11 protein-coding genes and 1 tRNA gene are annotated in these 10,472 nt (G+C 64.7%); 9 read left to right on the plus strand and 3 right to left on the minus strand.

Annotation, left to right across the window (positions count from 1 at the left end; all coding sequences use genetic code 11):
- The first annotated feature begins 193 nt into the window (after positions 1-193).
- The 6 genes from ACFWU5_RS19660 to ACFWU5_RS19685 all read left to right on the plus strand — a co-directional run bounded on the left by ACFWU5_RS19660 (position 194) and on the right by ACFWU5_RS19685 (position 3,825).
- Positions 194-733: a hypothetical protein gene (locus ACFWU5_RS19660; protein WP_379239901.1), complete on the plus strand. Its 540-nt coding sequence runs from the start codon at positions 194-196 to the stop codon at positions 731-733.
- A 93-nt stretch (positions 734-826) separates the two neighbouring features.
- On the plus strand, positions 827-2,125 hold the full coding sequence (locus tag ACFWU5_RS19665) for a serine hydrolase domain-containing protein (RefSeq protein WP_379239900.1): 1,299 nt from the start codon (positions 827-829) through the stop codon (positions 2,123-2,125).
- A 107-nt stretch (positions 2,126-2,232) separates the two neighbouring features.
- On the plus strand, positions 2,233-2,970 hold the full coding sequence (locus tag ACFWU5_RS19670; RefSeq protein WP_379239899.1) for a GntR family transcriptional regulator: 738 nt from the start codon (positions 2,233-2,235) through the stop codon (positions 2,968-2,970).
- 79 nt (positions 2,971-3,049) lie between these two features.
- Positions 3,050-3,298 carry a hypothetical protein gene (locus ACFWU5_RS19675; protein ID WP_379239898.1) on the plus strand — a complete coding sequence of 83 codons (249 nt, stop codon included), beginning with the start codon at positions 3,050-3,052 and terminating at the stop codon, positions 3,296-3,298.
- 114 nt (positions 3,299-3,412) lie between these two features.
- On the plus strand, positions 3,413-3,568 hold the full coding sequence (locus ACFWU5_RS19680; protein ID WP_379239897.1) for a DUF6131 family protein: 156 nt from the start codon (positions 3,413-3,415) through the stop codon (positions 3,566-3,568).
- Between the two features lie 44 nt (positions 3,569-3,612).
- Complete coding sequence (locus ACFWU5_RS19685) at positions 3,613-3,825, plus strand: hypothetical protein (protein ID WP_379239896.1); 213 nt, start codon at positions 3,613-3,615, stop codon at positions 3,823-3,825.
- Positions 3,826-3,862: 37 nt separating this feature from the next.
- On the opposite strand, the gene ACFWU5_RS19690 is transcribed toward ACFWU5_RS19685, so the two are convergent.
- Both ACFWU5_RS19690 and ACFWU5_RS19695 read right to left on the minus strand, forming a co-directional pair.
- Positions 3,863-4,693: an MHYT domain-containing protein gene (locus tag ACFWU5_RS19690; RefSeq protein ID WP_379239895.1), complete on the minus strand. Its 831-nt coding sequence runs from the start codon at positions 4,691-4,693 to the stop codon at positions 3,863-3,865.
- 149 nt (positions 4,694-4,842) lie between these two features.
- On the minus strand, positions 4,843-5,289 hold the full coding sequence (locus ACFWU5_RS19695) for an SRPBCC family protein (RefSeq protein ID WP_379239894.1): 447 nt from the start codon (positions 5,287-5,289) through the stop codon (positions 4,843-4,845).
- Between the two features lie 165 nt (positions 5,290-5,454).
- Here ACFWU5_RS19695 and ACFWU5_RS19700 point away from each other — a divergent pair, with 165 nt between their 5' ends.
- From ACFWU5_RS19700 to ACFWU5_RS19710, 3 genes are all read left to right on the plus strand, one after another.
- Positions 5,455-6,942 carry a peptide MFS transporter gene (locus ACFWU5_RS19700; protein ID WP_379239893.1) on the plus strand — a complete coding sequence of 496 codons (1,488 nt, stop codon included), beginning with the start codon at positions 5,455-5,457 and terminating at the stop codon, positions 6,940-6,942.
- A gap of 54 nt (positions 6,943-6,996) precedes the next feature.
- Positions 6,997-8,508: an amino acid permease gene (locus ACFWU5_RS19705; protein WP_379239892.1), complete on the plus strand. Its 1,512-nt coding sequence runs from the start codon at positions 6,997-6,999 to the stop codon at positions 8,506-8,508.
- Positions 8,509-8,624: 116 nt separating this feature from the next.
- Positions 8,625-8,698: transfer RNA gene (locus ACFWU5_RS19710), tRNA-Leu, on the plus strand.
- A gap of 672 nt (positions 8,699-9,370) precedes the next feature.
- Here ACFWU5_RS19710 and ACFWU5_RS19715 read toward each other — a convergent pair.
- Positions 9,371-9,880 carry a hypothetical protein gene (locus ACFWU5_RS19715; RefSeq protein WP_379268167.1) on the minus strand — a complete coding sequence of 170 codons (510 nt, stop codon included), beginning with the start codon at positions 9,878-9,880 and terminating at the stop codon, positions 9,371-9,373.
- Between the last annotated feature and the right edge of the window lie 592 nt (positions 9,881-10,472).

A 10,472-nucleotide genomic window follows, 5' to 3' on the forward strand; every position in this document is an offset into this window, starting at 1 on the left:
TCCGCCACGAGGGGGGGTTTGCCCGCGAATATCTTTTGGTGGGCGGGGCGGGGCCCGCCACCCCGCCCCCGCGTCTCGTTTCGTCATCGAAATCGCCACCGCGACCTGACGACGCCCGCCGATAGCCAGTACGGTCGATATGTTCGGCTCCGGCCCGACCCGGTGCCTGCAATATCGAGGCAGGAGAGAGAGAATGCGCGTACTGGAACGGCTGGGCTTGGGGACCGCGATGACGGCCACCGTGACCGGAGTGATCTTGATCGGCGCCTGTTCGAAGCAGGTGCGCGGTACCGCCGAGGTCAACCAGAACGACCTGTCCTCGTACACCGTGGAGATGGCGTCCTCGTCCGCGGCCGCGACCTCCTCGCGGCTGGCGAAGATCGAGGCGGCCAACGACGGCGCCTGCGACGGCCTGCGCACGGCCAACAAGACGTCGGTCACCTCGTTCAACGCCTACATCGCCGCGTCCAACGATCAGGCGCCCGACACCGACACCAAGGCGGGCGACGCCGTGGTCACGCTGCGCAACAGCGCCAAGGACCTGGACCGGCGCATCACCGGCGACGTCATCGCCGACCTTTCGGGCCCGTTGCGCGACTACATCGCCAAGACCAACACCCTCGCCGACACCCTCGAACGCCGCGCCGCCACCGACGAACTCAACGGCGTGATCGACACTTTCAACGTTTCCAAGGACCACGCGATCGACGCGTGCGGCCCCTACGGCAGCTGATCCGCGGTAACAAGAACGTGACCGTTCACGATTTCCCTCCTGACACACCACCCGGAGGGTTACATGCGCGGCTATCTGAAATACCTTGCGGCAGTGGCGATTACGGTATTGCCCCTGATTTCGGGGGCAGGGCTGCCCAGCGCGAACGCCGAACCGGTCACCGCGAAACAGTGTGAAGTCAGCTCCGGCCGCACACCGCAGTCGGCCACCCCGACCGAGGCGGCGCTCGACCCCTATATCCTCGCCGCCGCCATGGCGCGCGCCGCCGACGTGACCCGTTTCAACATCGCGCTGTACCGCAACAACTGCCTCGTCGCGACGGGCCCGCGCAATGCCGAATCCGGTGGGGTGGCGTGGAATCTGTGGAGCGGGACCAAAAGTGTTGTCGCACTGGTCGCCGGCGCCGCGGTGGACGACGGGAAACTCGAGCTCGACGCGCCGATCGACCGCTACCTGCCGCCGGGCCTCGGCGATGCCGCGCACCGCGAGATCACCGTGCGCAACCTGCTCACCGAATCCTCGGGCATGGAGGTCGCCATCGCCGCCGAGGGCGCGACGGGGCTGGTGCAACTGGACCCCAATATCGTCGCGCAGGCACTGGCGATGCCGATCGAACGTCCGCAGGGCACGATGTTCCGCTACAGCCAGCGCGCCGTCGACCTGCTGGCCTACGTGATCGGGCAGTCGGTCGGTGAGGACTTTCAAGCCTTCGCCCAGCGAAAGCTGTTCGACCCGTTGGGCATTGCGCGCACCGACTACTACTGGGCGCGCGATCGCGCCGGAAACACCTACGGGCACGCGCATTTGATCCTGCCGCCCGATGATTTCGCGAAACTCGGTCTGCTCGTTGCCAATCGGGGACGCTGGAACACCGAACAGGTGATCTCCGGCGACTATCTGCGGGCCGCGCTGTCGCCTTCGGCGAGCATGCCCTGTTACGGCTTCCTGTTCGTGATCAACGGCCCGCAGTGCCGTCCCGAATTCCCCGGCCTTCCCGACGACGCGGTCAAGATGTCGGGCATGCTGCGCAACGACAGCTTCATCGTGCCGAGTCTGGGCCTGGTGCTGAACTGGACCGGCGTGGCGACCGTCGGCGCGTCCACCACCTACACCCACGATGTGCTGCGCACGCTGGTGTCCGCGTTCCGTGACCAGCAGATCCCCGATCCGGGACCCTACCGGGAGCGCCCGGACGTGAGCATCACCGACCCGATGATCTCGCGGCCCGACGCCTTCTTCGGCACGCTGGGCGTTGGCCCGTATGCCTACCCCGGCTGCAATTTCGTGGACTGTCTAGGTCAGACTCCGAAGGCGCCGTTCGCGGATTCGCCGCCGGGGTGCGTGATCCTGGGGTGCCTCGGCACCGATCCGCGCACGCCGGGTATCCGCTAGCCGCGAAAACATCGCTGGGCTGTCGGGCGCTGGTCGCGTACTCTCGAATCAACCGGATAGGACCAGTAGGGACCGGTTGGTCCACCAGCGAAAAGGAGCCACTGGCGATGCCCGCACCGCTGCGCGACAGCGCAGTGCCCAAACACGAACAGCTACGCGCGATTCTGCTGCAGAAGTGCACGCGCGAGCTACAGCCGGGCGATCTGCTGACCAGCGAGCGAAACCTGATGCAGGACTACGGCGTCAGCCGGATCACCGTGCGCGAGGCGGTGGGCCAACTGGTCAACGAAGGATATCTGGTCCGGGTTCGCGGCAAGGGCACGTTCGTGGCGCACCGACCCGTGCAGTCGCGGCTGCACCTGGCCTCGTTCACCGAGGAGATGCGCGCGCTGGGCCATCACCCGACCACACTGGTGCTGGTCGCCGAGGAAATGGTCGCGCCCGAAGCCACCGCCCGCGCGCTGCGATTGCCGCAGGGCGCGTCGGCCTATCACGTGCGTCGGTTGCGCCTGGCCGACGATGATCCGATCAGTGTCGACGACGCCTGGTTCAATCCCGAGTTGGTGCCCGGCCTGATCTCGCACGACCTCACCGGGTCGATCTATCGCACCACCGCCGACCACTACGGTCGCCCGATCGAACGCGCCGTGCAGACCGTCGACGCGCAGGCCGCCGAGGGTGGTGTCGCGGCGCTGCTGCGGATCAAGAAGGGCGCTCCCGTCCTACATTTCGACCGGGTGTCGTTCAGCGCGGAGGTGCCCATCGAGCACACGGCCAGCTGGTATCGGTCCGATCGCTATCGGGTGCAGATGGAAGTGGGTCAGCGCCCGCAAGGCTCGGGATAACCACCGATCCGGTGTGAAATCACACTATTTCAGATACCGTCTGCAGTGCTATCACAGCGAAGCACTCGGAGGTTTCACCATGTCCATCCGTCACACCACCACGCGCGCGGCCCTGCTGGCCGCATTCGCCGCCGCGACCGTTTTCGGTGCGGGCTCCGCCCAGGCGATCGGCGGCGCAGATTGGGATCTGCTGCCGTCGGGTTCGGCCGAACTCGGCACCGGTAGCGGAACGGGCAGCGGGACCGGTTCGTTCGACGCCGATCTGGGCTCGAGCGCCCCCGTGCAGCCCTCGACCGGCTCGGCGGCGCTGCCCATCTTCGGACGCTGATCACGGTCTAGCGCTTTTGTGCCACAGCCTGTTTCGGTTCGGGAAAACCGGGCATGCGGCCACTGTGGGTGCCCACCGGTATCCATGGTCCCGACACCGAACAGGTGAGCTCTAATGATTCTTCTCGGCGCAGTGCTCCTCATAGCCGGACTGGTTTTCGGCATCCCACTTCTCAATACAGTGGGCGTCATCCTTCTCGTGGTCGGCGTGGCGCTGGCATTGATCGGCGGCTTCGGGCGTCCGGTCGGTGGCCGTCGGCACTACTACTGATCATGCGAAGCATCCGCAGAACCCGCAGACCAAGAGGAAATGCCATGTCCAGCAATACACCTCGCATTGTGTCGATCGTCGTGATGGTGTGGTTGCTGATCGGCATCCTCGCCGCAGGACAGCGTGGTTACTACACCGAGCGTGACCAGAATTGCGCGACGCTGGGCACCATCGCGGTGACGATCATCGCGGGCCCGCTCAACTACGCGGGCGTCAATCCGCAGGTCGACAATTGCGAACTGCCTCAGCCCAGCTGACACCAGCCGCCGTGGCCGAAACATTCGGCCACGGCGGCTAATTCGGCAGGCGTGGCCAGTGTTTTCCGCTGTCGGACAACGTGGCCGGATCGGTGCTGTACATCCCACCCGTGCTCGCGCGCAGCGGTTCGGTGTGCGCACGGCTCTCGCCGACCTCCAACTCGGCCAGCCCGACCACCACCACCAACGCGGTGACCACCAGTGACACCGTCGCGATCAACGGAAACAGCAACTGCATCGGCGTGACCCCGTCCACCTCGGTCAGCGCCGCGCCGGGCTGCACACGCATGGCCGCCATCGCCGTGTAATGCATGCCGCACACCGCGATTCCCATCACCAGCGCGGCACCGGCGGTCATCAGCAGCCCGTTCACGTGCAGCATGAACCACAGTGCCGCGGTGGCCGCCACGACCGCGATCACCAGCGACAGCGCCATCAGCACCGGGTGATATTCGATGACACCCTGGGTGCGCATGGCCCACATCCCCAGGTAGTGCATGGCCGCGACACCGAGGCCGGTGATCGCGCCGCCCATCGGCAGCGTCACCCACTCGTTGCCGCCGCCGGTGACGATGGTCAGGCCGATCAACACCACCACGATCGCGATGACCGCGCTGAGCAGTGTCAGCGGCACGTCGTAGCGAATCGGTGTGCCGTGGATGCTGAATCCGAGCATGGCGGTGAAGTGCATGACCCAGATCGCCGCCCCGCCCAGCGCGATGGCCGCGGCGATCAGCCAGCCCATCGGCGCGGGCGAGGTCTTGGCGTGCACCGCACACCGCAGCCCCAATACCGATCCGATGAAGGACAGGCCGAAAGCCAGTGCCGGATTCAACCAGCCATTGTTGAAGTGCTCGACATGTAGCACGCGCGTCCCCTGACCTACACATTTCGATGTGGCCATGAGACTAAACCAACTATGCGGATTCGACACAGGGACAGGTAATTCGATTCAACGACTTTCGGCACGCAATCCTCGCAAGCGAGAAGTACGTACCGGTCGGCTTTTACCCCGAGTCATTCATTGTGCGAACGAGCACGAATCAAATTCGCCAATCGATCGAGTGATTCTTGATTACGCGCCGCGAAAAGAAGATCTTGTGCGGGCCCCGGAATGAACTGCGCGGGCCCGCGCGCGGCCCGTTCGACCATCCTGATCGTGGTGTGCCCCGGCTGTTCCTCGGCCAGGGTCAGGGTGATCCACGCCGACCCCACCGACCACAACCGCGCCTCCAGTTCGAGCCGATGCGGCGGGTCGATCGCACGCACCACCGTCGTGTCGCTGATGAGCACCGGCCACAGCCCGAAGCGGTAGTGGATGCGGCTGCCCACGGCGGGCCAGTCGTCGTCGACCTCGCCGATATGCGAGGCGCCGACCACCCAGCTCGCGTACAGCCACCCGTCGGCCAGGCTCGCGAACGCCCGCGGTGGCGGCACGGGCACGGTCACCTGGGCTGTGAGCACGTCTGCTTACCTCGTCCGTCGCGCGATTGCGGTTTACCCCAGGGTAATTCGTGTCGGCCACCGCCGCCGGACGGGTTTGTCGCGACACGACGGGCGCGGCACGCCGAACCCGCGACGATGCGGGAAAATTGCTGTCCACGGTTTCGACGTGGGATCGTTGGCCTCATGTCCACGGAAGAGACCCCGCCCGGCGACCAGCCCGGCGACCCCGACGCGGCAGCCGAACGCACCCTGTTCGGGCACCCGATCGGTTTGACGAACCTGTTCGGCGTCGAGCTGTGGGAGCGATTCTCGTTCTACGGCATGCTCACGATCCTGGGCTACTACCTGTACTACTCCACCGCCGACGGCGGTCTGGGGATCGCGCAGAGCACGGCGCTGGGCATCGTCGGCGCCTACGGCGGCCTGGTGTACCTGTCCACGGTGCTCGGCGGCTGGATTGCCGACCGGGTGCTGGGCATGGAGCGGACCGTGTTCTACGGCGGTGTCGTGGTCATGGTCGGTCACATCGCGTTGGCGGTGCTGCCCGGGTTGGTCGGTGTCGGTGTCGGCCTTGTCCTGGTCGCGGTGGGCAGTGGCGGGTTGAAGGCGAACGCGTCGTCGTTGCTCGGCACCCTCTACGCGCCGACCGACGCGCGCGTGGACGGCGGCTTCACGCTGTTCTACCTCGGCATCAATATCGGCGCGTTCTCCGGCCCGCTGCTGACCGGGCTGCTGCAGCGCGAGTGGGGCTTCCACGTCGGCTTCGGCGCCGCGGCGATCGGCATGGCGCTGGGCCTGACCCAGTACGTGGCCTTCCGCCGCAACCTGGGCACCCACGGGCGTGAGGTGCCCAACCCCGTCACCCGCAGGGAACTGACCCCGGTGCTGATCGGTGTCGCGGTCGCCGCGGTCGTGGTGCTGGTGGCCGTGCTGACCGGGCTGCTCACCCTCGAGAACATCTCCGACGTGACCACCGGCGTGATCGTGGTCGCCTCGATCGTCTACTTCGCGGTGATGCTGCGCAGCCCCAAGGTGACCCAGATCGAACGCACCCGCGTGATCGCGTTCATCCCGCTGTTCATCGCCAACGCGGTGTTCTGGTCGCTGTTCCAGCAGATGTTCACCATGCTCGCGGTGTACTCCGACGAACGCGTGGACTGGCGCATCTTCGGCTGGGAAGCGCCCGCGAGCTGGATCGGTTCGGTGGAACCGGTGTGGATCATCGCGCTGTCGCCGCTGTTCGCGCTGCTGTGGACCAAGCTGGGCAACCGCGCGCCCAGCACCCCGATCAAGTTCGCGCTGGGCGTGATCGGCATGGGTGTGGCGTTCTGGATGTTCGCGCTGCTGAGCGGGTTCGACGGCAAGACCGTGCCGGTGCTGGCGGTGTTCGCCATCCTCGGCGGCTTCGCGGTCTCGGAACTGCTGCTGTCGCCGATCGGGCTGGCGGTGACCACGCACCTGGCGCCCGCCGCGTTCCGTTCGCAGATGATGGCCCTGTACTTCTTCTCGGTCGGTATCGGCACGTCGATGGCGGGCACGCTGGCCCGCTTCTACAGCCCCGACAGCGAGGCCGCCTACTTCGGGTTCAGCGGCGGCGCGGCCATCGTGGCCGGTTTCGTCGTGGTCGCGTGCGCCCCCTGGATCAAGCGCCGCATGCAGGGCGTGCACTGACCCGATTCCGGGTAACCCCCGATTACGTTTTTTCGCAAGAGAAGGAGAAATACCGTGCCGAGTCCGCAGGACACTCCAGGGGTGGGTAGATCGCCCAGCCGATGGGGCGGAGCATTCCGCACCAAATCGGTGGAGCAGTCGATTCGCGATACCGACGAACCCGATTCCAAACTCCGCAAAGACCTCACGGCCTGGGATCTGACGATCTTCGGTGTCGCCGTTGTCGTGGGCGCGGGCATTTTCACCCTGACCGCACGCACCGCGGGCAATGTCGCGGGGCCCTCGGTATCGCTGGCTTTCGTTTTCGCGGCGATCGCCTGCGGACTCACCGCGGTCTGCTACGCGGAATTCGCCTCGACCGTGCCGGTGGCCGGTAGTGCCTACACCTATTCATATGCCACTTTCGGCGAATTGGTGGCGTGGATCATCGGCTGGGATCTGATCCTGGAATTCACCCTCGCCGCGTCCGTGGTCGCCAAGGGTTGGTCGCAGTACCTGGGCACCGTCTTCGGATTCGATTCGGCCACAGTGCAATGGGGGTCGATCACGTTCGACTGGGGCGCGGTGCTGTTGCTCGCCGTGCTCACCGTGCTGCTGGCGCTGGGGACCAAGATGTCCTCGCGGGTGTCGGCCGTGGCGGTCGCGATCAAGCTGGCCGTCATCGCGCTGGTGCTCGTGCTCGGCATCACCTACTTCAAGGCCTCGAACCTGAGCCCCTACATCCCGCCCTCGCAGCCCAGCGACGGTGGTGCCAGTGGGCTGCACCAGTCGCTGTTCTCGTTCGTCACCGGCGCCGGTGACAGCAACTTCGGCTGGTACGGCCTGCTCGCCGCGGCCAGCCTGGTGTTCTTCGCGTTCATCGGTTTCGACGTGGTCGCCACCGCCGCGGAGGAGACCAAGAACCCTCAGAAGGCGGTGCCGCGCGGCATCCTCGGCTCGCTGCTGATCGTGACCGTGCTCTACGTGGCGGTCACGCTGGTGCTCACCGGCATGGTGCCCTACACCGAACTGGCGGGCGAGAACGCCACGCTGGCAACGGCATTCCAGATCCACGGCGTGGACTGGGCCAAGAACGTCATCTCCATCGGCGCGCTCGCCGGCCTGACCACCGTGGTGATGGTGCTGTTCCTCGGCCAGACCCGCGTGGGATTCGCGATGGCCCGCGACGGCCTGCTCCCCCGCGCCCTTGCCCACACCGGCAAGCGGGGCACCCCCGTGCGGCTGACCGTCATCGTCGGCGTGCTCTGCATGATCCTGGCCGGATTCGTGGACTTCGGCACCCTGGAAGAAATGGTGAACATCGGCACGCTGTTCGCCTTCGTGCTGGTCTCGATCGGCGTGATCATCCTGCGCCGCACCCGCCCCGACCTGCCCCGCGGCTTCCGCGTCCCCTTCGTCCCCCTCATCCCCATCCTGGCCGTGCTGGCCTGCCTGTGGCTGATGGTGAACCTGTCGGTGGAAACCTGGCTGCGCTTCCTGATCTGGATGGCCCTTGGCTTCGTCGTCTACTTCGCCTACGGCCGCCGCCACTCGATCCTGGGCAATAAGGCCACGATCGATGACTGACCAGCCCCTTCGATGACATGATCGGTCCCGGCGTGGTCCCTTCCGACACGCCGGGCCGACCTTGTCAGCCAACACGATTCCGGTACACCCGTACGATTCGCTACGCTGTCCGGGACGCCCCTATAGCCCAATTGGCAGAGGCAGCGGACTTAAAATCCGCACAGTCAGGGTTCGAGTCCCTGTGGGGGCACTCAAGAAGACCCATGTAGATGGGTCGTGGCGTCACTTCCTTGCACTTCGGCGGGCTCTCGCCCCACCCCCGTGCCACCCGCCCGGCGCGCGGGGGTGGCTTGTATACCCAGCCAGGACGGGGTCGGTCTGCAGGAACCGACCCAAGGCTGGGACGTAGGTGCGGGCACCCATTTCCATGGCCTGCTGGCCAGCAACGTGCTCGATCGGGACCGTTACTCTGCGTGCGATCGTTTGGTCACACACAAATAGCTGAGTGTGCATCAAACCCGGAACGGCTCAGAGGGCCTCCCCCGACGCGACGACATGATCGAGTCATAGACACCCAGGGGCAACCTATGTTCCAAATCCTCCAGAACAAATCATGCCCGGCGGTCCGCCGGGCATGATCTGGGCAAGCCAGCCAGAGACAACCTATCGTTCGACTATTTCCCTCGCTTTCTCGATTGCCCAAAGAAGGAAGTCGACCGGAACTTCCGAAACTTGCGGATCAATGCGCACCATGGCGTCGAGCCACGATCCCTCGTCAGGAATCACCACAGTGACCTGAGATCCGGATCCAGGGAGAGACGGATCCGTGAACTCAAGAACTCGTTGTTCGGCCCTCAAATCATCAGCGTCTACCAGGGTGATCCATCGCCCTTTGAAGTTTCTATCGATCATTCCGATACCCCTAACTTGGCCCTTGGTACTTTTCTAAGAAAGCCTCAAAGTTGCCATCCATATCGGTGCGGTAGCCCGTGCCGTCGGGCATGCGTACATCGATACAGTCATTATATCTTCCACCAATATTACCGCGGCTCAGGAATGCCTGCTTGTCCGGGTTGTTTAGCATTGTTTCCAACAACTTTTCGCCTACCGGATTCCAAGCAGCCGGATTCTTCTTCCCTGCGGGCTCGGGCCAGCCCCCTGTAGGATTTCTGTCGCTCCTCTTCTGCGCAGCGCGGCCCGCTCTGGTGAATCCATTGCGGTCCTGATTCCGGCTGGACTCCATTACCTTGGGTGCATCGAGAGCAGCTTTAGCCCTCTCCCTTATCTCAATCTTTAGCAGATCCCCAAAAAGGCCGCCGGTATAATCAGGATTTGACGGTTTACCACCTCCACCTGGCTTTTCCCCGGTCAGGTCCAGACTATTTATAGGGTCGGCATTGACATAGTCGTAGTTGTTCGCAGAACCACCCACGACGGGGGTCGGTTTGAAGGAAACGCCCCAGTACCGGGATATAAGTGCGAGCACCCATCCCCTGTGCTTGCAGCCCACCTACGTGCTCTACATGCACCGTGTGCTGACCCAGGTATCCGAAATCGAGACCACCCTGGGCGGTTTCGGGGATCGGGATGTCACCGATTTGGCCGGTAATGGGGTCGATGTTCTGGCCGAAACGGCCGACAACGAGTGCCCGGTAACGAGTCCACCCGGCACTAGAGCCGGGTTGTGTTCGATCCGTATCAGTTGATGCCGCGAGCCACCGGGTGGTGACGGTGGCTGCAGCGGGCAGCGTGCTCGGCCGCGGGTCAGACAGCCCAGCGCCGAGCGCCGGTGCCGTAGGTTGCGATCGGCCTTGAAGTCGCCGATCACCATGCGCGCTTCGAGCAGACTCGTCCAGTGGTCGTGGTTGAGGCATTCCGCCTGTCCTGACCCCGTTGTAGCACAACGAAATACAACTGTCGTTCTACAATGAGGATTATTCACGAGGCCCGCCAGAAATGCAGTCCGATAACTGCCGAAACTGTTTCAGCGAAGGTGTTGAATGGGCGCCGGTAGTCGGTGTGGA

It is taken from the genome of Nocardia sp. NPDC058640, assembly GCF_042716995.1.
Classification (GTDB): Bacteria; Actinomycetota; Actinomycetes; order Mycobacteriales; family Mycobacteriaceae; genus Nocardia.

What these genes read in the sequence shown, in the direction of transcription:
- ACFWU5_RS19680 (WP_379239897.1), top strand. Translation starts at nt 3,413, where the DNA reads ATGATTCTTCTCGGCGCAGTGCTCCTCATAGCCGGACTGGTTTTCGGC.
- ACFWU5_RS19685 (WP_379239896.1), top strand. Translation starts at nt 3,613, where the DNA reads ATGTCCAGCAATACACCTCGCATTGTGTCGATCGTCGTGATGGTGTGG.
- ACFWU5_RS19670 (WP_379239899.1), top strand. Translation starts at nt 2,233, where the DNA reads ATGCCCGCACCGCTGCGCGACAGCGCAGTGCCCAAACACGAACAGCTA.
- ACFWU5_RS19675 (WP_379239898.1), top strand. Translation starts at nt 3,050, where the DNA reads ATGTCCATCCGTCACACCACCACGCGCGCGGCCCTGCTGGCCGCATTC.
- ACFWU5_RS19660 (WP_379239901.1), top strand. Translation starts at nt 194, where the DNA reads ATGCGCGTACTGGAACGGCTGGGCTTGGGGACCGCGATGACGGCCACC.
- ACFWU5_RS19700 (WP_379239893.1), top strand. Translation starts at nt 5,455, where the DNA reads ATGTCCACGGAAGAGACCCCGCCCGGCGACCAGCCCGGCGACCCCGAC.